This is a genomic window from Paenibacillus auburnensis, assembly GCF_927798115.1.
GTDB lineage: Bacteria > Bacillota > Bacilli > Paenibacillales > Paenibacillaceae > Paenibacillus_AQ > Paenibacillus_AQ auburnensis.
The window spans coordinates 1711145-1734861 of the sequence record NZ_CAKMMG010000001.1; the positions used below are offsets into that span (position 1 = coordinate 1711145).

A 23717-nucleotide genomic window follows, 5' to 3' on the forward strand; every position below is an offset into this window, starting at 1 on the left:
ACTCAGTAGCTCTCCAGCTGCGCCAGGTAATTATTGTAGTTCGCTCTAATCTCCTCAAGCGAATCGCCGCCGAACTTCTCAAGGAATGCTTTGGCAATCTCCCAGGCAACCACATTCTCCAGCACTACACAAGCTGCCGGAACAGCGCAGGCATCCGAGCGTTCCACCTGTGCGGTGAAAGGCTCCTTGGTGTCGATATCCACACTTTGCAGCGGTTTGTACAGGGTAGGAATCGGCTTCATGACGCCGCGGACTACGACTGGCATTCCGTTAGTCATGCCGCCTTCAAAGCCGCCGAGCCGGTTGCTTGCCCGGTAATATCCCCGGGAGGCTTCATACATAATCTCGTCATGGACCTGTGAGCCGCGAAGGATGCCTGCTTCAAAGCCGATACCGATCTCCACACCTTTAAATGCATTAATCGACATGACAGCTCCGGCAATGGCTGCATCAAGCTTACGGTCGTACTGTACATAGCTTCCGAGTCCGACAGGCAATCCTTCAACGATGCATTCCACAATTCCGCCGATGGAGTCGCCTTCCTCCTTGATCTTGTCTATGTATGCCTCCATCTTCTGCTCCGTCTCTTTATCCACGACTCGTACGGAGGATTCTTCCGTCCGGGCAATTAATTCGTCGATAGGCAGATTATTCGCAGGTGCTTCAATCTCACCGATCCGGATCACCTGTCCGGCAATCTTGACACCAAATTCTGCCAGCAGCTGACGGGCAACAGCACCTACCGCCACTCTTGCGGCCGTTTCACGTGCGCTGGAGCGCTCCAGTACATTCCGCAGATCGGTATGGTTATATTTCAATCCGCCGTTTAAGTCGGCATGTCCGGGACGCGGCCGGTTTACCCGCCGCTTCTCTTCATCACTGCCGGGTATCGGCTCAATATTCATGATATTTTTCCAGTGTGTCCAGTCTTTGTTCTCTACTACCAAAGCTACCGGAGCACCTGTGGTATAGCCATGGCGCACACCGCCGACGATCTGTGCGGTATCCTTCTCGATCTGCATCCGGCGTCCGCGGCCGTAGCCCTTCTGCCGCCGCAGCAGCTGAAAATTAAGCTCTTCGAAGTTAAGTGTCAAATTGCTGGGCAGTCCCTCAATAATTGCTGTAAGCTGGGGGCCGTGCGTTTCCCCCGCTGTTAAATAGCGTAAACTCATGCTGCGTTCCCCTTTCACACTTTTAAACTGTAAACCGCTAAAATATTAAAACTCTTGCCTCATTATAGTATAGCCTTCCCGCTTTGACAAGAAAGGGATCATGAGCAGAAGGCAGACTTACGCCCATATAAGAACAGCGCCGCCTTACTCTTTCGAGCAAAGGCGGCGCTGCTAAACGTCCCGGTTCAGAGCCCTGAATCAGCTTCCGATCTTTCGCTGTGCAGGAGGAACAGTCTGCTTGCTCTCCTCAAGCTTAAGCAGGCTTTGCAGCTGCAGCTCTTCGACACCAAGAATTTGTCCGCATTCACGGACGGTCAGAAACCCGCGTCGGTATGCGGCAATGACCTTGCTTTTGTCCATCTGGATTAACGACCTTTCGCATGGCGTAAAGTACCTACTATTCAGTATCACTGAAAGATTGCGAAAGTATACCTAGAGGGTGCAAGGCAGAGCAACACCGCTATTTTTTCCGGTAGAAGAATGTTTCTGTTGACTCAAATCCGTATTGTGCAGGAGTGAAGATCTGTTCCGTGCTGCCTACAAACAGATAACCACCCGGACGCAGGCTCGCCGAGAACTTATGATAGAGCTTGTTCTTCGCTTCCTCCGTGAAATAGATCATTACATTGCGGCAGATGATCAGGTCAAACCCTTCATCGAATTTGTCGAGCAGCAGATTTTGCTTACGGAAATCAATATTCTTCTTCAGCGATTCACTAACCTTGAAAACAGGGCCCTCCGGTGTAAAATAACGGTTTGCCACATCCTTTGGCACATCTTTCAAGGAGCGTTCCAGATAGAGTCCCTGCTTCGCCTTCGCCAGTGCCCCGTCATCAATATCGGTAGCCAGAATGCCGGTCTGAGACAGGATGTTTTTGTCAGACAGGATCATAGCCAGCGTATACGGCTCTTCTCCGGTTGAGCAGGCAGCGCTCCATAATTTCATCCTGCGGCCTGAGCGCTGCAGTTCCGGCAGTATAACATCCCGCAGTACTTCCCAGCGGTTGGGGTTGCGCCAGAATTCTGAGACGTTAATCGTCATCCGGTCCAGAAATTCATAGAATAAAGATTTATCCTTCATCATTGCAGCAAAAAATTCAGCAAAAGTATGATACCCGTTCTTCGTCCGGAGCGTCGTCAGACGGCGCTTCATCTGAGCTTCCTTGTATTGGGCCAGATCAATTCCGGTGCTCTGTTTAACATTATGAATAAACCCGGTGTAATCCGGGTCTGGTGCTGTTGAAGTCTCTTCATGATCAGCCATTATAATCACTGCCTCCCGCCTGGAATTACATCCAGACTGCGATGTCTTTGTTGTAGTCTGCCAGTTCTTCCGGAGCAAAGAAATTAGCTATTTCGCGCTCTGCACTTTCCGGCGAATCCGATCCATGGATCAGGTTAAGCGGAGTATGGCTGGCAAAATCGCCGCGGATCGTGCCCGGCAGTGCTTCGCCAACTTTCGTTTTGCCGATCATCAGACGGGACAACGCGACTACATCATCGCCTTCCCATACCATAGCGAATACGGGACCGGAAGTGATAAAGCTTACCAGTCCAGGGAAAAAGTCTTTGCCTTCATGTTCTGCGTAATGCTTTTTGGCTTGCTCTTCCGTAACGGTAATCAGCTTCGCGGCAATCAGCTTGAATCCCTTATCCTCCAGGCGGGCAACAATACGCCCGATCAATCCGCGCTGTACGCCATCGGGCTTGATCATCAGATACGTTTTTTCCATAGAGTCACTCTCCATTTTCGCTTAGTCCAATAAATAACCGGTTTGAGACAAGTCCCAGCTTTTATATTATGGTTATATTTTCTGATATTATCAGAAACCCTGCCATCTGTGAACGTTTAATATTTTGGGGAGTAGGAGGCTTAGTAAGCACGTCCGGTCACAAAAAAGGCAATATCCCGCAGATTCCGTTTGGTCTTGTTAGCCGGAAGCTGATCCAGCGCGGCCAGCGCTTTGTCGATGTAGCGTGAAGCCAGCGCTTCTGCACGAGAAATTCCGTCTCCGGATAGGATCAGATCAATGGCACGGCCAACACCGGCCTGCTCTGCGCGGATCGAGGCCAATTCTTCCAACAGCGGCGCACGCAGGCGCGTGTCCTCCAGACTGTAAATCACCGGAAGCGTAATATTGCCTTGCCTCATATCACTGCCCGGCGGTTTGCCGATCTGCTTCTCTGTTCCTGAGAGATCCAATAAATCATCGCGGATCTGAAAAGCCATCCCGACATTATAACCGTAATTATAGAGCAGGCGGGCAGTTTGTGGTTCTGCGTCCGCAGCCAGTGCACCAAGCTCGCAGCTGATAGCGATAAGCAGTGCTGTTTTGCGGCGGATCCGCCGCAGATAATGGCGTACACTTTGCTCACTATTGAAAAAATCGCGGATCTGTTCCATTTCTCCGATGGACATCTCCACCATTGCTTTGGAAAGAATCTGATGAATCCGCGGATTTTTGAGTTCAGAGGTGATGACAAGTGCCTTGGCGTAGATATAATCACCGGTATACATGGCGATCTTATCACCCCATTTAGCTTTGACGGTAAGCTCTCCCCGGCGAAGCTCGGCATCGTCGATGACATCATCGTGCACAAGTGAAGCGCTATGTATCAGCTCCAGCGGAATTGCGACACGCTTCAGTTTCTCCAAATCATATTGTCCGAATTTGCCGCCCATGAGCACAAATACCGGCCGCAGCCGTTTGCCGCCTGCCTTCAGCAGGTGAAGGGAAGTCTCTGTCAGCAGCTCGTCGTCACCTTGAACACTGCGGTACAGCTCTTTTTCAATCTGATCCATATCCTTATTCAGCAATCCGAATATTTGCATTCGCTTCATTCTTTCACCCGTGTCAGCAGATTGTGGCTCCAAAGCTCCATCTTCACTTCCTGCGGCAGCAGGCCCAATTCATAGGCATAGCGGAAATAGAGGTTCAGACCTTCCTGCTGCCTTTCCCCAAAGTCATAACATAAATTACTGAAGTACCCGTGCCAATATTCAGGTGTGCCTCCAACCGACGAGCAGGCCTCCCGGATAATAGGAGCAAGCTTATTTACCCCGCGTACTTTACTCTCTACAAAAGCCTCGGCAATTTCTGCGATCGCCTCCGGCTTGTCTCTCGCTGCCTCACGGTTAACGGCCCAGACTGCAAAGGTCATGCTGTGTCCGGTCCATTCTTTCCAGACCTCACCCAGATCCGTGACGATGTAGCCCTGATCCTGCCAGGTAGCTTTGATCGCATTGTCGCCAATCAGGAGACAGGCATCCGCCACTTCCATCATCCTATCCAGGTCGGGTTCTGCCGTTACATATTCCGGCTTGTTGCCGGCCGCCCTCTCCAGCAGAATCTTCAGCAGATTCACCGAAGTCGCTGAGGTGTTGGTTACCGCAATTCTTCCATTCCCAATCTGCGTGATAGGCACGCGGGAGAACAGCATGATGGATTTCACCGGGCCGTCCGCACTGACAGACAAATCCGGCAGCAGCAGCAGCCGGTCACTTAACGCCGCATAAGCAAAAGAAGATAATGCGCCTACATGAATCGTCCCCTGGGCCATCCCCTGATTAAGAATGGCAGGCACTTCACTCACCATCTCTGCCGGATAGCTTAACGAAGAGGGGTGGAAATTGTGAAATACCGGCCATGAGTTGGTATAGCTGATTTTACCGATAACGGTATGCTGAGGATTACTCATTCGTCTCCCCCCCATCTGCGGAATAAATGGTGCTCAATGTTAAAGCTGTCCAGCACTTTACCAACCATGAAGTTAACCAAATCATCCATGCTGGTCGGCCCAAAATAAAAGGCTGGCATAGCCGGTATCAGCTTGACTCCTAGCCGCGAAAGCTTCAGCATATTTTCCAGATGAATGGCATGAAGCGGTGTCTCACGGGGCACCAGCACCAGGGACCTGCCTTCCTTCAGCATCACATCAGCAGCCCGCGTCATCAGGTTGTCCGAGCTTCCATGCGCTACAGCAGACAGCGTTCCCATCGAGCAAGGCATGATAATCATTCCTTCTGTACGGAAGGAGCCGCTGGCAATGGATGCCCCGATATCCGCGATAGGGTGATAAAGCAGAGAACCGGGATAGCCTTTGAACTGTTCGTTCAAAAAGCCTTCCCGGTCTGTGGCGGCAAAACCCAGTTCTTCTTTGAACACCCGCCAGCCTGCATTGCTGACCACAAGATGGACCGTATACCCCAGTGCAAGCAGGGTTTCCGTCAGACGGACGCCGTAAATTCCGCCGCTCGCCCCGGTGATTCCTACGACGAAGTGTTTCGGTTTCAGCTCTGTCATCAGTAAAACTGCACCACCAAGTCAATCAGAGTAAAGGAAAACACGACGATGCTCAGCACACCGTTCATCGTAAAGAACGCTGTCTGCAAACGGCTTAAATCGCTTGGAGACACAATATGATGTTCGTAAAACAGGATAATATAAGCAATCAGCATTCCAGCCACATACCACCAGCTTAAATCAGTGATAAAGAGCAGTGAAACAAATCCGATGCCCGTTAGAATATGGAATACCTTGGCAATATTAAGTGCACGGGCCACTCCAAAGCGCACCGGGATGGAATACAAGCCTTCTTTTACATCAAAATCAACATCCTGGCAGGAATAGATAATATCAAAACCGGCGGTCCAGAACACAATCGTGAAATAAAAAATCATGGCGGTCCAGTCTACATTACCCGTAACCGCAACCCAGCCCCCCAGAGGAGCGAGCGCAATGGTTAGTCCGAGGATCAGATGGCAGGCCCAGGTAAAACGCTTAGTGAAGGAATAGAACACAAGCAGAAATACAGCAATGGGCAGAAGCTGAGCAGATAGGGGATTCAGCTTAAAGGCAGCCCAGAATAATAAAAAGAACGAAATTGCGATGAACACTGATACTTCTCCAACCTTCAAAAGCCCTGCGGGAATTGCCCTTCCGGCTGTCCGGGGATTCTTCGCATCACTAATCCGGTCTATTAACCGATTCAATCCCATAGCCGCGCTTCGTGCACCGAACATGGCGATAATGATCCAGCCTATCTGTGACCAGGATGGCAGCTGGCCGAACATTACAACGGATCCTAGCAGCGCCCCCATAAAGGCGAACGGTAAAGCAAATACAGTATGTTCAAACTTAATCATTTGCAGAAAAACGCCGACTTTTTTAAACATTACAATTCTCCTTGAACCCAATATGTAATGCAGCGATGCCTCCGGTCAAGGGGAAGGATTCCACTTTCTGCAGCCCGGTTTCACGAAAAATCACCGAAAGCTGCTCTCTGTCCGGGAAGAGGGCCAGTGATTCCGGCAGCCATTTATATTGCTCATATCTTTTGGCAAACAGTTTGCCGAGAAGCGGAAGCATCCGCTCAAAATAAAAATAATAAATACCCTTGAACGGCTGCTTCATCGGTTTAGAAAGCTCCAGACAGACAACCATTCCTCCCGGTTTCACCACACGCTTCATTTCATTCAACACTTGAACGAGATCAGGCACGTTGCGAAGCCCGAAGCCTATTGTTGCATAGTCAAAGGAGTTGTCACCAAACGGAAGATCCATGGCATTGCCCTGGATGAGCGAGATACGGTCCTGAAGGCCTTGCGATTCCACCTTGCGACGGCCCACTTCAAGCATTCCTGCACTGAAATCCAGTCCCATCACGGAACCGGTCTGGCTCGCCTCTGCGAGTGCAATACTCCAGTCACAGGTGCCGCAGCAGAGGTCTACAGCAGAATCGCCCCGCTTCATCGCCATCTTGCGCATGGTGAATTTACGCCAGGCTTTATGGCGGCGGAAGCTCAGAATATCATTCATCAGGTCATATTTACCGGCAATGCTCTCAAATACGGAATGAACAAATTGCTCCTTCGGCTTAACACCTTTATCGCCCAAAGAAGAAGTTTTCTCTATCGTCATACTCTACCCCTCCACGGCTGCTTGTCCAGAAATTTTCATCTGCAGGAGGAAGCGATCCAGAGCGGTGCTGAGCTCACTGATCAGATGCTCGTCCTTAATACCCTGCAGCAGTCCTTGGATGGACTGAAGCGATTCGTGAAGCTTATCGGTCAGCAGGGTGTCACATTTGTATTTCATTTTCAGTTTCTTCCAGTCCTTAAGATCCATGTTCTGGCTGCGGAGCAGTTCAACCTCATCCTCCGATGCACTCTCCAGCATTTTCCAGTAACAGTACCCTTCCCGGGCATTGCCGGGATCATTGCTGCGCCGAAGTTCGGAGCATACCGTTTCACAATGGCTGAATTCAGCCAGCAGCTTCTCCCAAAGTTCGGTGAGCGCCCCTTCAATCATCGGTGTAAAAGAAAGGAACAGCCGCATATTGAGCTGAACCGAATGCCGCAAATATTGTTCCGCGGAGAGCAGCATCTCCTTCATTTTGCCGTATAAACGGGCCTTCATCACGTTAAAGTCAGCGATCGCCGAGCTTAAACTGCCCACCATCTCAATCTGTCCGCGCTTAGCAAGCAAGTGGTAGAACCAGCCGCTGAAATAGTCGCCGGCCAGCACTTTAAGCTGCCGGGAACGCATAAGGTCGCCACCGGGATCATCCTGAGTACGGTCGATGATCTCATGCGTATCGAGAGCAAGCTGCACAAGGCCTGTAACAAGCGTGTAGAGCTCCCTATTACGGTCTTCCGCTTCAGTGCCGTAACTAAGAAAAATATATAACAAATGACTACGCCCATCCGAAAACGGCGGCAATTCCGTATGCCGCTGAATCATGTCGTAGTCTGTGTAGGGTTGAACTAATTGCGGTATGCGGTACGGTTTCATTTCAGCCTCCGAAGCCATTGACGTTATTACAATATCTTTGTTCACAATCTTGTCTATTATATCACATGTTTTTTTGTCACGCACGATGGGACATCCTAGTTTCTTTTACCCATATCAGGGATAAATGAACTGCTTCCGCCACAGCTCGCTTTCACTAATACGGAAGCCATTCTTAAGGCGGTCAGGCAACGGCCCATTGCCGGCCGATTGCAGCTCCTGCTGCAGCTGGAGCGACCATTCCTTACGGCGGATATCCCCGGCGAGCAAGAGGCGCCGGCTGTCCAGCCATTTATCCTCCGCTACGATACGCAGCAGCAGCTGGTCAATATTCTCCGTATCTTGAAAAGCAAAAGAAATCGCCAGTGCCATGTTCTGATATAACTCCTGAGGCTCATGATCGTTGCCAGTTACCTTTAAATCCAGCGACAGGATCTGATTCTTCCAGCCAACGCTGTCAATATCCAGGCTGAAGGGCAGCTTGCTTATCACATCTACAAGATTATCATTTGCAAGCGTGGTACTGCCCCCGCCAAGAGTCTCCACCGCACGAGACTGCTGCAGAGCTGGTTCGAGGGACGCCAGACGCGGCAATATTACAGCAACCGCGGCGGTCAGCAGCATTGCAATTCCGATCAGCCAGCTCCGGTTCATAGCCCGCCCCCTATCCATAGTTTCCGCCAAGCAGTGACATTATACGAACATGCAGACTTGCCTATAACTAGTTATATTTTGAAAAAAAGCAGGCTATGCCTGCTTTTCAGCTTTCACTCTCCAGTTGTCCGTGTTTGCTCCAGATTTCTGCTTTACCGCGGATTTTCATAGCTGAGGTATGATCGGTGAATTGGGCGATCAGCACCTCTCCTTTATCCAGCTTCTCCGTGTGGTGAAACCGCGTATCCAGGCCCCGGGTAAGGCCGATAACTTGAACGCCGTTTTCCTTGGCCTTTACCACGATGTATTCGCTGCCGGCCGGTGCAGGGCTAACGCCATTATTCTTCTCGGTCATGTCTAATCCTCCTTAACATATTAGTCCTTCAACAACAAATGCCGCCTTGGAGGGCGGCATCGTTAATACTCGGAAAGAGACTATAGGATTGATATGTAGAAATCTCTATTTGATTCCGTCTTTAAGCGCTTTACCTGGTTTGAAAGCAGGTACTTTGCTTGAAGGAATTTCGATTTCTTCACCAGTTTGCGGGTTACGGCCTTTACGTGCGGAACGTTCGCGCACTTCAAAGTTTCCGAATCCAACCAGTTGTACTTTATCGCCGCTTTGCAGAGCTCCTGTGATCGCTTCGAAAACGGCATCTACCGCTTTAGTAGCATCTTTCTTGGGAAGTTCAGTTGCTTCTGTAACTACGTTGATCAAATCTGATTTATTCATGTCTTCTCACCTCCCTGGGCAAATTTCCGGTATCATACACTGTTTCCGTTTCAACGCAAAATATACGTGATAATCCCGTTTATTACTAGATACTGGCGCCCTTCTTCCTAGAAGCGCAACAAACTTATAGTAATACAGCCCACCCATAATTTCAAGGCGTTACTCAAAAAAGGAGCAGAAAGTATCATTTGGGCAGAGAATTTTCGCTGAAATGATAGACTAATACTGTTAGATTCTTCAATTTAAGCACAAAAAAGAGAGCGGATTATCCTCCGCTCCCTTTTTTGACAACTGGTTCATCAGGTTTCGTTGATTTATAAAATAATGGCGATAAGTCCGCCTGAGCCCTCATTAATGATTCGTCCAAGCGTTTCCTGCAGCTTATAGCGGGCATTGTCCGGCATCATGGCTATTTTGCCCTGTATGCCTTCACGCACGATGGAATGCAGCGAGCGGCCGAAGATATCAGACTCCCAAATTTTAATCGGGTCGTTCTCAAAGTCCTGCATCAGATAGCGTACCAGCTCTTCACTCTGCTTCTCAGTGCCGATAATCGGGGAAAATTCCGATTCCACATCAACCCGGATCATATGAATGGATGGGGCTGTCGCCTTCAGGCGGACTCCAAAACGCGATCCTTGGCGGATCAATTCCGGTTCATCGAGCGCCATCTCAGCCAACGAAGGTGCAGCAATACCGTAGCCTGTTGTTTTGACCATTTCCAGCGCTTCTGAGAATCGGTCGTATTCACGCTTGGCATGTGCGAAGTCCTGCATCAGCTGCAGCAGGTGATCTTTGCCGCGGATTTCCACACCGACCACTTCCATGAGCACCTGATCGTACAGCTCTTCTGGAGCGTACAGATCAATTTCGGCCACTCCCTGACCCATGTTCATACCGCTGAGTCCGGCTCTGTCAATGAAGTCATATTCAGTAAACTGGGAAACCAGACGGTCAACATCCCGCAGACGGCGGATATCTTTTACCGTATCCCGGACGGAGTTCTCGTAGCTGCTGCGCAGCCAGTGGTTCTCGCCAAGCACCATGACCCAGCTAGGCAGGTTGACATTAACCTCATGTACCGGGAATTCATAGAGCACTTCCCGCAGCACACCGGTCACATCCTCCTCCGTCATATTGGCGGCGCTGAGCGTCATCACCGGAATGTCGTATTTCAGAGCCAGCTCACTGCGGAGCTGCTGTGCTTCCTCACTGCGCGGCCGGGTAGAGTTGATTACAAGCACGAACGGCTTGCCGACCTCCTTCAGTTCGGCGATCACACGCTCTTCCGAGTCAATGTATGAGTGGCGCGGGATTTCAGCAATTGTGCCGTCCGTAGTCACTACTACACCCAGTGTGGAGTGCTCCTGAATCACTTTACGTGTACCAATCTCCGCCGCTTCCTGAAAAGGAATCGGTTCCTCAAACCAAGGTGTGGAAATCATACGTGGCCCGTTTTCATCCTCGTAGCCCTTTGCGCCTTCGACGGCATACCCTACACAATCCACCAGCCGGACATTCACTTCAAGGCCTTCCGCAACCTTGATCTGCACCGCGTTGTTCGGCACAAATTTCGGTTCTGTTGTCATGATTGTTTTGCCAGCTGCGCTTTGCGGCAGTTCATCCACAGCTCTTACCCGGTCTGCTTCGCTCGTAATGTTCGGCAGAACAATCGTCTCCATGAAGCGTTTGATGAATGTCGATTTCCCCGTGCGAACCGCGCCGACGACGCCAAGATAAATGTCTCCGCCGGTACGCTCGGCAATGTCCTTGAAAATATCCACTTTTTCCAAAAGAGATCCCCTCCTCATATTACTCCGAAGAAAAAATGCCTGAAGAGCATCGACTTCGCGTTCCGCCGGTAAACGGACCCTTGCAGGACATCCACCGGACTTTGGCATTGCCCGCCAGGGAGCCTAGCCTGCCTAAGCGGAACATTCTTGCCCCGCGCTAAACTCCGAATGCTCGGACATGCATTTGGACTAGTATCATCATATGTATCCGGAACGGATTTATGACCCGCAGCTGAGCAATTTATACACGAATTTCACAAAAGCCAGCTGCTGCCCGGAAACCTTCTCATCAAGCATATGAAAAACGGGCGGCGTATAGAACTGATTCACTCTTTCCAAAGCACTGCAAACACAAATAAGCCCCCTGGGATAGGGGGACGGTTACACACTGCTGACTATTTACTTAAGGCTGGGGAACAGGCTTGCCGCTGACCCACAGGTAGGGTAAGGACTTCACCGGCACATAAAAAGAAGCCTTCCCCAATTCGGTTCTCAAGTCCTTATCGGGTTCAGGAGTACTGCCGTTTTTGTCCATTGCAGACATAATATCAAGGACATAATCAACATATACCCTGCCGTTCTTATCCATCATAAACTCCAGCGGCTCTCCGGAATAAACACTCTTCAGTGTAATCCCCGACGTCCCCGCCTGCTTGGAATCAATGGAAAAAAGGCCCGGATAACGTTCCTCCCCTGCCGGAAGCTTGCCCCCGTGATCGGACTTGTAGCGGTTCACCTGACGCTGGACATCATTGACCTTCTGCACAGTGACGAGATCCATCAGCTTCACGACAGGAGTAGTTTCCTCATCCAGAATCAGAAAATTGGCATTTCCGCCCTTTTCGAATGCAGCGGACGGAATTTCCTCTAAATACCCCTGCTGGCGCAATTTTTCAAGATCAACCACGAACTTCTCATAACGCGGTGTAGACTCGTCACTATTAAGAATAGGCAGCAGCCCTTCCACCTGCTGATAATCATCGACAGCCGCCTGAACACGCCTGACGCTCTCCCTGCTGCTGCTTCCCGGCTGCATCTGCTCTTCGGGATACATGCAGCCTGCAAGTGCAGACAACAGTAGGATGATTCCTGCAAGCAGCCCTAGTCTTGCTCTTTGCCTGTTCACTCTCATGGCGAGTTTCACAGCTTCCGCCTCCCGTCGATTCAATCGCTGAAGAATCCGATCTTTAGCATCTCAGCGTTTTCTACCATAGCTCGTCCCTTTCACCACGGCGTGCAGCTTCCAGCCTGCGGCGTACAGCCGCTTTGAGCGGGTCTTCGGGAACACTGACGTTCAAATCGCTACAGACGGCAGCCTGGCAGGCCAGACGGACGCCCTGCTCCAGCAGGCTGCCCAGCTTGCGCCGTTCGGCCTCCCCGGGTGGACGCACAGCTCCGGATTCTTGCTGTGCCACAGTCACCTTGCACATCAGACAGGCGGCTTTACCTCCACAGCGTGTAGGCAAGACCACTCCGGCCTTGCGGGCAGCCTCCAGCAGCGATGTCCCATGCTTAACAACCGCTATTCGTTCCTCGGGCAGAAAAGTAACCTTACATCCGTTTTGCAGCTTCATCATACAGCTTCCTTCCCTAGCTATGTTTCAGGCATTGCGTTTTTGTAAATGCTTACATAATTGAAGCCGCTCCGCTAAGCAGGCCGATTAACATGATAACAAAGGCAACTATGGACAAAATGGCTCTAAGCACGCCTTTCGTCTTGCTGCGGGCAAAGGTGATCAGAAACACAGATACTCCCATGATTAATATTGCAATAAGAGATAACCACATCTTCGTCATCGGATCCATTGCTGAGCCGCCTCCTGCCGTTTATCTTTAATTGCGAATATTATAGCATGAACATTATATCAAGAAACCTATAAAGTCCATCCACCAGCAAAAAAAGAGCAAAGACCCTGGAATCAGCTTGGATTCCGGGTCGTTTGCTCTCCGCGATATGAAGAGAAATACTATTTTTTCAACAACATTTTCATCAAAGACTCCATTGTGCCGGAATTTGTGCCGCCTTTTTTGACAGCACTAATAATCTCCTGCACAGTAGCCTCGCTGACGGGCACCTTCGCCATGGCTGACACCTGTTTGATTAACTGGCGGAGCTGGGCTTCATTCTGCATGGTTCCCGGCTTGACCGTACTTGCCAGCTTTTTAACAGCACCCGGCGTTATATTCTTGCCTGCCTTTTTGTTGATGGCATTTAATGCATCTTTGGAAAAATCTCTGTCCACTCTTCTTCCCTCCTCCGTCAATCCCCATTACAACATATGAGAATCGCCGGCAAAAGGTGAACAGTCCTCAGGAATGCCACTGCTCCCAGGTTTCTTGCGAGATAGCTTCCATCTCCGTCTTGCGGTCACGGCCCATCAAGGCTTCTACTGCGCTGCGGGGTGTTCTTCCCTTGAACAGCACGTGGTAGATCTGGTCGGTAATCGGCATCTGCACGCCCAAATTCAATGAGATCGCATAGGCCGCCTCTGTGGTACGAATTCCTTCTACAACCATGCCCATTGAATCCAGTACTTCAGCAAGCGGCTTACCTTGTCCCAGCATCCAGCCTGCACGCCAATTACGGCTATGCTGGCTCGTTGCCGTTACGACCAGGTCACCGAGTCCAGCCAGACCGGAGAAGGTCAGCGGATTCGCCCCCAGCTCGACACCGACGCGGGAAATTTCAGCGAGTCCGCGGGTCAGCAGCGCTGCTTTGGCATTATCTCCGAAGCCCAGACCATCCGACAGACCGGCGCCAAGGGCGATAATATTTTTTAGCGCTCCTGCCAGCTCTACCCCCAGCTGATCACGGTTGGTATAGACACGGAAATCGTTGTTAATGAACAGTCCCTGCGCGATGGCAGCCCGTTCTTCATCAGCCGAAGCGACAACAACCGTTGTCGGACAGAGACGGACGACTTCCTCGGCATGACTGGGCCCGGAGAGGACCACAATCTGCCCTTCACTGCACCCCAGCTCTTCGGAAATCACGGTTGACATCCGCTTCTTTGTTTCTGTCTCAAACCCCTTCGTGGCATGAATACAGAGCATATCTTCCTTCCAGAAGCTCTTTAAGCTGCGCGCTACCTGACGCATACCAGATGACGGTGCAACAATAACTACCGCTTTGGAACCGGCAACTGCCTTCTCCATGTCTGTAGTGGCAATAATGTTCTTGGGTAAAGACACTCCCGGTAAAAAGTGTTCGTTCCTATGCGCCTCATTAATCTCGGCAGCTTGCTCAGGCCTACGTGTCCATAGATAAACTTCCGAGTGGTTAGCCGCCAGCACAGATGCCAGCGCAGTTCCCCAACTGCCCGCGACCAGCACGGTTACTTTATCAGACAACGCGATTCCCCTCCTTGACTTTGGAGCCGATTTTATTCTCTCTTCCCTGAGAAATCTTTACAATATTGCTGCGGTGCCGCCAGAAGGCAAAAACAGCGATAATCAGGCTGCCCCAAAGCTCTGGAGCCGTAAATCCGGTAAACAGCAGGAAGACCGGAGTAAGCGCCACAAAAATAAGTGAGCCGAGAGACACATAACGGGTGAACACAATAGCCAGGATTGCAATAATGCCGGCAGTCAGCGCAGGCCAAAAGCAAAGAGTGGCCATCACGCCGATGGTAGTCGCAATCCCCTTCCCTCCGCGGAAGTGAAAATAAAGCGGCCAATTATGCCCGATAATGGCAGCAATACCGCAGGCAACGGCCACCCAGCCTCCCCAGCCGCCGGCCCAGGTTCCGAGCCAGACCGCAGCAATTCCCTTCAGTACGTCCAGAACCAGCACCAATATGGCCGGTCCTTTCCCCATCACTCTAAGTGTATTGGTAGCTCCGGCATTCCCGCTTCCATATTGGCGGATGTCAATCCCCTTGAGCAGCCGGGCAAGCAATACACTAAAGCTGACAGAGCCAAGCAAATAGCTTACAACGATAACCAGAAGTTCAAACGCCACTACTCTTCTCCCCTAACCTTCGTTTTCGGATTTGCGCCGCGTAAAGAGACGGATCGGTGTACCTTCGAAATTGAACGCTGCACGGATTTTGTTCTCCAAATAACGTTCGTAGGAGAAATGCATCAGTGACGGATCATTTACGAACACAACAATCGTCGGCGGCTTCACCGCAACCTGGGTTACGTAGTTGATACGCAAACGGCGTCCTTTATCTGTAGGCGGAGGGTTAATCGCAACAGCATCAGATACCACATCATTAACCAGATGCGTCGTAATCCGCAGTGCATGCTGCTGGGCAACATGCTGTACAACCGGGAGCAGCTTCTGAAGACGTTGTTTCGTAAGTGCTGACAAGAAAACAACCGGAGCATAGGTCATAAACAGGAAATGGTCGCGGATGGTGTTCTCAAAGTTTTGCATCGTCTTGTCATCCTTCTCGACGGCATCCCATTTATTCACTACGAAGATCGAGGCTTTCCCTGCATCATGGGCATAACCGGCAATATGCTTGTCCTGGTCGATAATACCTTCCTGGCCGTTGATGACAACAAGTACTACATCTGCCCGCTCAATAGCACGCATGGCACGCATGACACTGTACTTCTCTGTAGTTTCATATACTTTGCCGCGTTTACGCATACCCGCCGTATCAATCAGGACATACCGCTGTCCATCCCGTTCAAAAGGAGTATCTATCGCATCGCGTGTAGTTCCGGCAACATCACTGACTATGACGCGTTCTTCACCGAGAATAGCGTTCACGAGCGAGGATTTCCCTACATTCGGACGTCCAATCAAAGCTACACGAATCACATCTTCATCGTATTCTTCATCTTCCTTTTCCGGAAGCTTTTCAGTAACCGCATCCAGCAGATCGCCGATTCCAGTACCATGGCTGCCGGAAATACCGATCGGATCGCCAATTCCGAGGCCGTAGAATTCATAGATGTCTTCCGTACGCTTCATATTATCCACTTTGTTGATCGCCAGCACGATCGGCTTGCCGGACCGGAACAGAATCTGCGCTACCTCTTCATCCGCATTCGTAAGACCGCTTTTCGCCTCACACATAAAGACGATGACATCCGCTTCCTCAATCGCCAGCTCCGCCTGAACGCGGATCGATTTCAGAATCGCATCTTCACCGTCAATCTCAATTCCTCCGGTATCAATTACACTGAAGGATTTACCGTTCCAGTCAGAAACGCCATAAATCCGGTCACGGGTAATCCCCGGTTTATCTTCTACAATGGCCAGTCTATCACCAATCAGCCTGTTAAATATCGTCGATTTCCCGACGTTAGGCCTGCCTACAATGGCCACAACGGGTCTTGCCATATTCATTCCTCCTGTCTTCCTTACGATTTCATCATAGCAAAAAACAATTCAATTGGAAAACACAATCGGCGAACCCCCGAATGAGGGCCCGCCGATTACTTTACCCGGTATGACACCAAATATAAGACACATAAGTCACCCTATGCGGTATCCTTATATTTCTGTGTAAACATAAATTAAGGGATTAGTTATTGCCCTTGAATTTGTCCAGCTTGTCGCCGAAACGTTCAGCCAGAGTGAAGCTGAGGCCTTCGTTGCTGAGCGATACGTTAGGATTGTTCAGCACTTCTTTAGGCGCTCTGTCTCTGCTCTCTCTGCGTTCAGGTCTAGCCGTAGGAGCCGGAGCTTCTTCGGTTTCCTTGATGCTGAGGCTAACACGCTTCTCGGATGGATTGAAGTCAAGAACCTTCACTTGAACTTCTTGTCCTTCTTTGAGAACTTCATGCGGAGTGCCGATGTGCTTGTGGGAGATTTGCGAGATGTGCACAAGGCCTTCAACGCCTGGAAGTAGCTCAACAAATGCGCCGAAGTTTACAAGGCGTTTAACTTCGCCTGTTACTACATCGCCAATGTTGATTTTTCCGGCAGCGGAATCCCAAGGACCTGGAGCAGCCGCTTTGATGCTGAGGCTGATTTTGCCTTTTTCTGGATCCACTTTAAGGACTTTAACGCGAACTTTGTCGCCTTCAGAAACAACATCAGATGGTTTTTCCACGTGGTTCCAAGCGATTTCGGATACGTGAACCAGACCGTCAACGCCGCCTACATCAACAAATGCGCCGAATTGGGTCAGACGTTGTACTGTACCTTCGATGATTTGTCCTTCGGACAGCTCGGACATAATCTTTTGTTTGTTGGCTTCGAATTCTTCTTCCAGTACTTCTTTGGCAGACAGAATAACCTTGCTGTTCTCGCGGTCCAGTTCTTTTACTTTTACGCGCAAGGTACGGCCTTTGTAGTCGCTGAAATCTTCTACGAAGTGACGTTCAACCATGGATGCAGGAATAAATCCGCGAGCGCCAACGTCAGCCACAAGGCCGCCTTTGACAACATCAGCCACAGTAACTTCGAATGCTTCTTGGGAAGCAAAATACTTTTCAAGATCTTCCCATGATTTTTCGCTGTCAACCGCACGTTTGGAGAGCACAAGGCTTTCCTTGTTGTCGTTGATGCTAACTACTTTGCACTCCACTTCTTGTCCAACTTCAACCGCTGCAGCAGCGTTGTCCAGCTGTACGGAAGAAAGTTCGCGAATCGGAATCACACCGTCGTATTTATATCCAATGCTTACATAAGCTTGGTTATCTTCGATTTTGACGATTGTTCCTTTCACGGTATCGCCTTTTTTCAGAGAAATGATTTCCAAACCTTCTTGGCTAGTCACTTCTTCTTCATTGCTGGCAACAGGCACAGTGGATTCCACAGTTTCTGTTGCTTCTACGGTTTCGTTGTTCTCAACATTAGCCGCAGCTTCCTGATTTCTTGTTTCTTCAGACATGTGATTACCCTCCTCGATTCAAAACCCCATTTATTTAAACCCGCGTAGCGCAGAGTTCAAAACAATCATTACATGTAATACCACTTGTATTTTTAAGTTAGTATGTTCCAAAAAATAGCGGTTATGCCGTTATTCCTCAGCATTCGTAAAAACTTCAAGGCTAACGGATCTATTTCGTACTGGGCTTGCCGGTCTTACTCATCTCATGGATCCGTCCCATAATTACATCGGTAACTTCTTCAAGAGATTCGCTGCCTGCTCCGGCAAATGAACTGAGATCAATGGGTTCCCCATAAATAACGGTCATTCGGCGGAATGGCTTATAAGAACCGATAATAGCGGCCGGAACAACTGCTGCGCCGCTGCGAAGCGCAAAACTGGCTGCGCCTTTCTTAGCAACACCGGAATCAGAGTTACGTGTTCCTTCCGGAAAAATGCCCATAACATGTCCGCTGCGAAGCGTATTAAGGGCCGTTTTAATGGATTCTTTGCTTACGCCGCCACGTTTGACAGGAAAAGCGCCCAGTTTGTCTATGAGCCAGCCCAGCACCGGAACCTTGAACAGTTCGGCCTTGGCCATATACTTGACCTGACGTTTCAGCTTAATCCCGATGGTCATCGGATCGAGCAGGCTGATATGGTTCGCGCAGAGCAGTACCCCGCCCTCCTTTGGCACATTTTCTTTTCCCACAATCTTGAGCGGGAACAGGATGGCATAAATCAAGCGAAGCAATCCACGGCAAATAACATAAATCATGAATGATTTCTCTCCCCGTTAACATGAGATCTGCAGTGGGAGACAATAGCTTCCACGGCTTGATGGATATCCATATAGGTCGTGTCAAGAAGAATAGCATCCTCTGCACGGCGCAGCGGCGAAATCTCCCGTCCTTCATCAAGACGGTCACGGGCTGCAATATCGTGTTCAAGCTGCTGGAGAGTCACTGTTTCCGCATCTTTCAGTTCCTTGTAACGGCGGAGGGCACGTTCCTCCACACTTGCCGTCATGAAAATCTTCACTTCGGCATCCGGCAGTACGGTCGTACCGATATCGCGGCCGTCCATGACTACCCCTTTGCGGAGTGCCATCTGACGCTGCAGATGACTAAGTCTGGATCTTACACCTTCGAGTTTCGAATACTGCGAGACTTGACCGCTGACCTGAAGACTGCGGATATGGGGGGTTACGTCTTCCCCATTAATGAGCACCTTCTGTACATCTTCCTCCGGAATAAGCTCAATCACCATATCACGGACGAGTTCATCCACCTGTTCATGGGCTTCCGGCGGTATGCCTTCACGGAGCATATACCAGGTAATTGCACGGTACATAGCACCCGTATCAACATAAATGTAAGACAGCTTGCGTGCTACCAATCGGGCTACAGTACTCTTGCCTGCCCCGGCAGGTCCGTCGATGGCGACGTTAATTCTGTCGTTAGTATGTGTCCCCTGCCTATCCAACGGGGCATTCCTCCTCAAACACTCTTTCGTCCGGAAACACGGCAAAGCCGCATATTTCCAGTGACTTACTGATATTATCAAGAAAAAAGCAGGCATTGCCTGCGACTTATAAAATTATACCACAGTTTGGAACACAGTGCAAAACAGCATATGCCTCTAAATGCATACAAACATTCGTTAAAAGGGTCAGCGGTTGCGGAAATCAAACTGCCGTTCAAAGCAATAGCGGATAATTTTTTGCCGTTCAGCATCAGAAATGGACAAGAACTTCAGCATAACTAGACTACGCCCGTTCTCGAGCGGCTTCATCCGCACAATTTCCCCTTCGAAATTTGCATGCTCCATGCTGCCGTTGCGGTAAGGAAGGAGCACCCAGCAGCTGAGCTTGTCGGAAACCGAAAGCTTAACCTTGGCATCGCTGAGAAATGAAGTTCCCCCGCCCCCGATATCATCGGTCCGGACGAGAAAACGGCTGCCTAATGCATCCTTCACAGCGAGCTCGAGCTCAGCGTTAACGCGCAGAAAGCTGCGGCGCTGAATTTTGAAGATGGATTCCACTTCCGGCTTGCGAATCCGGACCATACGAATTACATCTTCTTTAAACCCGATAACATGAGTATTGAAATAATTCTTAATCCCGCCTTCAGTAATAAAATATGCGGAGAGCTCGTCCCCCATAAACAGCTTTTTCAGTCGACCCTTATCTACCTGCATCGGAATTTCAATCAGAAAAGCATCATCTTCCATATCCGCAATTCTGGATCGGTATTCGATCTCCGTTTCCACCGGATCACTGGAAGCTACCTGTATGTATAGATGTTCATTAATTTTGGGATACAAACCTGTCACCGCCACAAAGTTAGTAAGTTGATCTGTTTTTGATTATAGCATGGCCTTTTGACACCGGGTTAGTAAATATTATGAAAGCTCAGAATTTTAAATAAAAAAAGGAGGGGCTCCTCTAAGGAACTGCCCTCCTGCTAATTACACTCTTATTTATCCTGTGCTCCTGAGGAAGTCCGCACCTCTTCCACTGCCTCTTCATTTCCATCCGCAGCATTCAGATAAATCCGGTATTGTGAACCGTTGATTTTGCCCCCGAATTCATACGTAAGAAGCTCCACAGCATCTTCATTTTCAATCCAGGCCAGACGGTGATAGAGCTCTTTGAATTCCGGATTCAAGTGTTTTCTGGCCTCCGCAAGCGATAGGCCGGGTTTGGGGATTTCGCGCTTTTCCTGATGTTCTTTGACAAAGTCGCTTGCCTGGAAACCAGTAGGATCCCCTGTATCCAGTGCAACCCGCACCGTCATTTTCTCCGGATAGATCAGCACACCGTTCTGGCTGCTCACAAAAGTCAGGTTCCCGAGATTATCGTACCGGTCCGCACTGACTGCGGTCATTCCCGGATAACCCTTTTGCTTCAGGAATTCGCCCGCTTTGGCCACTGCCTGTTTCATCGAGACTTTGGCCGGACCAACCTCGCGGTTATCATTATACGAAATCAGCAGACCGCCTTCTCTTGTAAAGTCCATGCTGATCGGCTGCTGATGATCGGGGCTGGATACCATAGCCGTAAATGAAGCCCACTCGGTGCCTTTCCCGTTCTCACGTACATCTACCTTCTCATTACCGCCGATGTCGGCAAACTTCACGGCTTTTGCTTTGATTTCCTCTGCAGTAACCGGCTTGCCCCCGAGTTTCTTCACGGAACGTTTGTCATAGATGCTCGCCACGGACGGTCCCCAATCCAGTTCGGGATAGGCTGCAACCCGTTTGTCCACTGTTTTAAAACCGTCAATAATCGTATTGTCCTCGGCTTTATCCTCAGTCGCGAGCGCCGACTCCACATCCATCCAGCGCAGCTTATTGCCAATAACCTTCTGCTGCACGTCCTGCAAATCCTTGGAAATTTCACCAGAGTTCTTATAGAGCGCCTTGAGGTTCCCCAGTTCGGCTTCTGTCAGCGGCTTTTTCGTGAAGTCACGGACAGCGGCTTTGTAAGAGAAGTTGGCGATCTTCGAAAGAAATTCCTCCGTCTCACTGAACGGCAACAATGTAAGCGGAAGCTGATTGATCTCATTCTGTGCCTCACTGGTTAACCGCCATACATTGACGAGGCCTTTGCGGTGCATTCCGTTTGAGGAAGAGTTCACTGCAAGGGTGTTTCCGAGTTCACCATGAAGCCGCTCCACATGAAAAGAAAGATCATGGAAGGCTCGCTGATACTGATTCTCTGCTTTGATTAGAATTGAGTTTTTCTCCTGGTTCTCCTGATATCCCCAGACCAGCGCTCCTACCAGCAACAATGCGGTAAGCGGGAACATTATGGCACTTAATCTTTTGTACATAGGGCTGCAAGACTCCTTTCGGTAGCTTATTGCCGTTAGTTTGACAATAACTGAGAAGAGTTATGCACCTTACAGGCCCGCAAAAAAAAGAGAATACTTCCAGAGCTTCTGGTTCAGGCCCGTTCTTCAATCTCAAAACCGCTGCTGCTGCTGCACAGGCACTGCTTGAAGCCGGTCTGTATCACTCCGTGCTCCTTGTTCCCTCTTAATATGTAGGTTTCACCACACTGCTTGCAGACAATCCGCACTTTTACACGCAAAAAAGACACCTCTCTCCTCTCTGGAATTCCTTGCTTACGGAACTTTCCGGGTAAGATTAAGTGTGTCCATCTCATTTATAGGTTAACCTCTTCCTCACGCTTCAAAAAACGGAACGGCGAGCGGCTGTTGGCCAGCGCCACCTTTCCCATGCCTCCATACCACAATACAGCCATCAGAGGCACGATAAACCATATCCAGTAATTCGCTGTAGTACTTAGTATAAAGTCATAGATTCCATGCCACAGCCAAGGCAGCAGGAGCGAGACTAGTAGGATTCCCCGCGTTCTGTTCCCTTTCGAGAACTTGGCCCTGCCCATGTGATATCCCATAATAACTCCGAACATCGCATGTCCAGAGACCGGCAGCAATGCTCTCATAAACATTGAACCGATAGAAGCATGGCTGTACCAGGCATACATTATATTTTCAATTGTTGCAAAGCCTAGCGAAATCGCTACGGCATATAGTATTCCATCATATGGCTCGTCAAATTCGGTATGATTGTAAATCATATGGTACAGCACAAACCACTTTAAGCATTCCTCCACACCTGAAGAGATGAGGAAAGAATCGACATAGGGACCTCCGCTCAGCCCCAGCACCATACCTCTCTGGATAATCATAACCGGAAAAACAATCAGCAGGCCGAGCAAAAACACCTTTATGACCATATGCAGCGGTTCTTGATCATACTTATCTTTCAGATAGAAAAAAGTCAGCAGCGCAAGTCCCGGTGCCACTGCCGACGTAATGACCGATAACAAAAGCACCGAATAACCTCCCCGAGCTTATCTCTCCTATCTGTTACCGCAAAATACGGCGGAATTCAGGAAAGTCATATTTCAAAACTAGAGGAAAGGGCCGGGCCGCAGGCCCGGGCTCTCCTCAACCGCTTATTCCTGGCGCTTAAAATGAGTGCACAGTAACTGGATTGCATTCTCAGCCATTACGGTCTTTCCGTATTCATCCAGAACAGCTTCTGTAACAGGGGACGAATCCCCGAACTCCGACAATACGGCCACAATTCCCGTAAGGACATTCTCTTCATATTCCTTCGGATCGAAGTAGAGGTACCATTTATCGTTATAAGAATACAGTTTTCCCTGGGAAGTAATATTGCCGATGAGCACATGAGCCGCTTCAACCAAAACCTCAAAATCGCGGAATGCATACACAATGGAGTCGCTTTGTTCTAGAGTAACTTCCATTTCGTAAATCTCTTCAGGCATTTCTTCTTCCCCGGCTCCACCGTACTGATGGTGATCATATTTCCCCCGGGTCACAATAACGACCATACCTTGCGCGGGCAATGCGAACACTTCCACGGCAAGCGGACCTGTAGCGTCAAAACCAAGTTCACTGTACGCCTGGTCCATCATTTCCGTAAAAAGGTCATGCACCTTGGGAACTTCCTGCCACATATCTTCCTTCTGGATGCCCCGCTCGCTCAGGTCGTCAAAAGTGAGGAAAATCCGTATCTTATCTTGACCTAATCGCTCTATTCTCATGACAGGATCCTCCTTTTGCAAGCTCATTTAGTATTAATGTATGATGAGTCCCGAGTAATGAGCCAAAAATGGTTACTATGTATGTATGTTATCATTTTGGCGCTGTAAATGCACGTAAATAAATATTTTTATGACCCATTTATTCCGGCGGTTTGATAAAAAAAGAATCATTTTGCGGATGGAATCATCCCCA

29 protein-coding genes are annotated in these 23717 nt (G+C 49.6%); all 29 read right to left on the minus strand.

The window, feature by feature from the left end; all coding sequences use genetic code 11:
* Positions 1-2 precede the first annotated feature (2 nt).
* The 29 genes from aroC to L6H70_RS08085 all read right to left on the minus strand — a co-directional run bounded on the left by aroC (position 3) and on the right by L6H70_RS08085 (position 23524).
* Positions 3-1172, minus strand: coding sequence for a chorismate synthase (gene aroC / locus L6H70_RS07945; RefSeq protein ID WP_054941358.1), 1170 nt, complete (start codon positions 1170-1172; stop codon positions 3-5).
* A gap of 198 nt (positions 1173-1370) precedes the next feature.
* The gene (locus tag L6H70_RS07950) at positions 1371-1532 is read right to left on the minus strand and encodes a hypothetical protein (RefSeq protein ID WP_167347619.1); all 162 of its coding nucleotides are present in this window, start codon (positions 1530-1532) and stop codon (positions 1371-1373) included.
* A 100-nt stretch (positions 1533-1632) separates the two neighbouring features.
* Positions 1633-2436, minus strand: coding sequence for a CheR family methyltransferase (locus L6H70_RS07955; RefSeq protein ID WP_236331651.1), 804 nt, complete (start codon positions 2434-2436; stop codon positions 1633-1635).
* 25 nt (positions 2437-2461) lie between these two features.
* The gene (gene ndk, locus L6H70_RS07960) at positions 2462-2905 is read right to left on the minus strand and encodes a nucleoside-diphosphate kinase (RefSeq protein ID WP_236331664.1); all 444 of its coding nucleotides are present in this window, start codon (positions 2903-2905) and stop codon (positions 2462-2464) included.
* Between the two features lie 140 nt (positions 2906-3045).
* Positions 3046-4014, minus strand: a complete 969-nt coding sequence (locus L6H70_RS07965; RefSeq protein ID WP_236331667.1) for a polyprenyl synthetase family protein — start codon at positions 4012-4014, stop codon at positions 3046-3048.
* Positions 4011-4871 (minus strand): menaquinone biosynthetic enzyme MqnA/MqnD family protein, encoded by an 861-nt coding sequence (locus L6H70_RS07970; RefSeq protein WP_236331668.1) that lies wholly within the window; start codon positions 4869-4871, stop codon positions 4011-4013. The genes L6H70_RS07965 and L6H70_RS07970 overlap by 4 nt, the downstream gene beginning before the upstream one ends.
* Positions 4868-5476, minus strand: coding sequence for a UbiX family flavin prenyltransferase (locus L6H70_RS07975; protein ID WP_236331670.1), 609 nt, complete (start codon positions 5474-5476; stop codon positions 4868-4870). The genes L6H70_RS07970 and L6H70_RS07975 overlap by 4 nt, the downstream gene beginning before the upstream one ends.
* Positions 5476-6348 carry a UbiA-like polyprenyltransferase gene (locus tag L6H70_RS07980; RefSeq protein ID WP_236331671.1) on the minus strand — a complete coding sequence of 291 codons (873 nt, stop codon included), beginning with the start codon at positions 6346-6348 and terminating at the stop codon, positions 5476-5478. The genes L6H70_RS07975 and L6H70_RS07980 overlap by 1 nt, the downstream gene beginning before the upstream one ends.
* Positions 6341-7093 carry a demethylmenaquinone methyltransferase gene (locus L6H70_RS07985; protein ID WP_236331673.1) on the minus strand — a complete coding sequence of 251 codons (753 nt, stop codon included), beginning with the start codon at positions 7091-7093 and terminating at the stop codon, positions 6341-6343. The genes L6H70_RS07980 and L6H70_RS07985 overlap by 8 nt, the downstream gene beginning before the upstream one ends.
* 3 nt (positions 7094-7096) lie before the next feature.
* Positions 7097-7966: a heptaprenyl diphosphate synthase component 1 gene (locus tag L6H70_RS07990; RefSeq protein WP_236331675.1), complete on the minus strand. Its 870-nt coding sequence runs from the start codon at positions 7964-7966 to the stop codon at positions 7097-7099.
* A 114-nt stretch (positions 7967-8080) separates the two neighbouring features.
* On the minus strand, positions 8081-8617 hold the full coding sequence (locus tag L6H70_RS07995) for a hypothetical protein (protein WP_236331677.1): 537 nt from the start codon (positions 8615-8617) through the stop codon (positions 8081-8083).
* Between the two features lie 106 nt (positions 8618-8723).
* Positions 8724-8972, minus strand: coding sequence for a trp RNA-binding attenuation protein MtrB (gene mtrB / locus L6H70_RS08000; protein ID WP_206100849.1), 249 nt, complete (start codon positions 8970-8972; stop codon positions 8724-8726).
* Between the two features lie 105 nt (positions 8973-9077).
* A complete protein-coding gene (locus L6H70_RS08005) occupies positions 9078-9350 on the minus strand; it encodes an HU family DNA-binding protein (protein ID WP_019909963.1) in 273 nt (90 codons plus the stop codon).
* A gap of 314 nt (positions 9351-9664) precedes the next feature.
* A complete protein-coding gene (spoIVA, locus tag L6H70_RS08010; protein ID WP_206100850.1) occupies positions 9665-11143 on the minus strand; it encodes a stage IV sporulation protein A in 1479 nt (492 codons plus the stop codon).
* 403 nt (positions 11144-11546) lie between these two features.
* Positions 11547-12287, minus strand: coding sequence for a DUF3939 domain-containing protein (locus L6H70_RS08015; RefSeq protein WP_236331679.1), 741 nt, complete (start codon positions 12285-12287; stop codon positions 11547-11549).
* A 61-nt stretch (positions 12288-12348) separates the two neighbouring features.
* Positions 12349-12717, minus strand: coding sequence for a 2Fe-2S iron-sulfur cluster-binding protein (locus L6H70_RS08020; protein ID WP_236331681.1), 369 nt, complete (start codon positions 12715-12717; stop codon positions 12349-12351).
* Positions 12718-12769: 52 nt separating this feature from the next.
* Positions 12770-12949: a DUF2768 family protein gene (locus L6H70_RS08025; protein WP_054941370.1), complete on the minus strand. Its 180-nt coding sequence runs from the start codon at positions 12947-12949 to the stop codon at positions 12770-12772.
* A gap of 161 nt (positions 12950-13110) precedes the next feature.
* On the minus strand, positions 13111-13386 hold the full coding sequence (locus L6H70_RS08030; protein ID WP_236331683.1) for a stage VI sporulation protein F: 276 nt from the start codon (positions 13384-13386) through the stop codon (positions 13111-13113).
* A 67-nt stretch (positions 13387-13453) separates the two neighbouring features.
* Positions 13454-14494, minus strand: a complete 1041-nt coding sequence (locus L6H70_RS08035) for an NAD(P)H-dependent glycerol-3-phosphate dehydrogenase (RefSeq protein ID WP_236331685.1) — start codon at positions 14492-14494, stop codon at positions 13454-13456.
* Positions 14487-15104, minus strand: coding sequence for a glycerol-3-phosphate 1-O-acyltransferase PlsY (plsY, locus tag L6H70_RS08040; RefSeq protein WP_054941373.1), 618 nt, complete (start codon positions 15102-15104; stop codon positions 14487-14489). Before plsY ends, L6H70_RS08035 begins: the two co-directional genes overlap by 8 nt.
* A gap of 12 nt (positions 15105-15116) precedes the next feature.
* The gene (gene der / locus L6H70_RS08045) at positions 15117-16442 is read right to left on the minus strand and encodes a ribosome biogenesis GTPase Der (protein ID WP_236331688.1); all 1326 of its coding nucleotides are present in this window, start codon (positions 16440-16442) and stop codon (positions 15117-15119) included.
* 184 nt (positions 16443-16626) lie between these two features.
* Positions 16627-17940 carry a 30S ribosomal protein S1 gene (rpsA, locus tag L6H70_RS08050; protein WP_236331690.1) on the minus strand — a complete coding sequence of 438 codons (1314 nt, stop codon included), beginning with the start codon at positions 17938-17940 and terminating at the stop codon, positions 16627-16629.
* 169 nt (positions 17941-18109) lie between these two features.
* Positions 18110-18697, minus strand: coding sequence for a lysophospholipid acyltransferase family protein (locus L6H70_RS08055; RefSeq protein WP_054941376.1), 588 nt, complete (start codon positions 18695-18697; stop codon positions 18110-18112).
* A complete protein-coding gene (gene cmk, locus L6H70_RS08060) occupies positions 18694-19404 on the minus strand; it encodes a (d)CMP kinase (RefSeq protein ID WP_236331693.1) in 711 nt (236 codons plus the stop codon). Before cmk ends, L6H70_RS08055 begins: the two co-directional genes overlap by 4 nt.
* A 186-nt stretch (positions 19405-19590) precedes the next feature.
* Positions 19591-20244, minus strand: a complete 654-nt coding sequence (locus L6H70_RS08065; protein WP_236331695.1) for a flagellar brake protein — start codon at positions 20242-20244, stop codon at positions 19591-19593.
* Positions 20245-20396: 152 nt separating this feature from the next.
* The gene (gene ypeB, locus L6H70_RS08070; RefSeq protein WP_236331697.1) at positions 20397-21755 is read right to left on the minus strand and encodes a germination protein YpeB; all 1359 of its coding nucleotides are present in this window, start codon (positions 21753-21755) and stop codon (positions 20397-20399) included.
* A gap of 113 nt (positions 21756-21868) precedes the next feature.
* A complete protein-coding gene (locus L6H70_RS08075) occupies positions 21869-22015 on the minus strand; it encodes a hypothetical protein (protein WP_206100857.1) in 147 nt (48 codons plus the stop codon).
* A gap of 75 nt (positions 22016-22090) precedes the next feature.
* Positions 22091-22786, minus strand: coding sequence for a glutamic-type intramembrane protease PrsW (gene prsW, locus L6H70_RS08080; protein ID WP_236331699.1), 696 nt, complete (start codon positions 22784-22786; stop codon positions 22091-22093).
* 123 nt (positions 22787-22909) lie between these two features.
* The gene (locus L6H70_RS08085; RefSeq protein WP_054941380.1) at positions 22910-23524 is read right to left on the minus strand and encodes a genetic competence negative regulator; all 615 of its coding nucleotides are present in this window, start codon (positions 23522-23524) and stop codon (positions 22910-22912) included.
* Between the last annotated feature and the right edge of the window lie 193 nt (positions 23525-23717).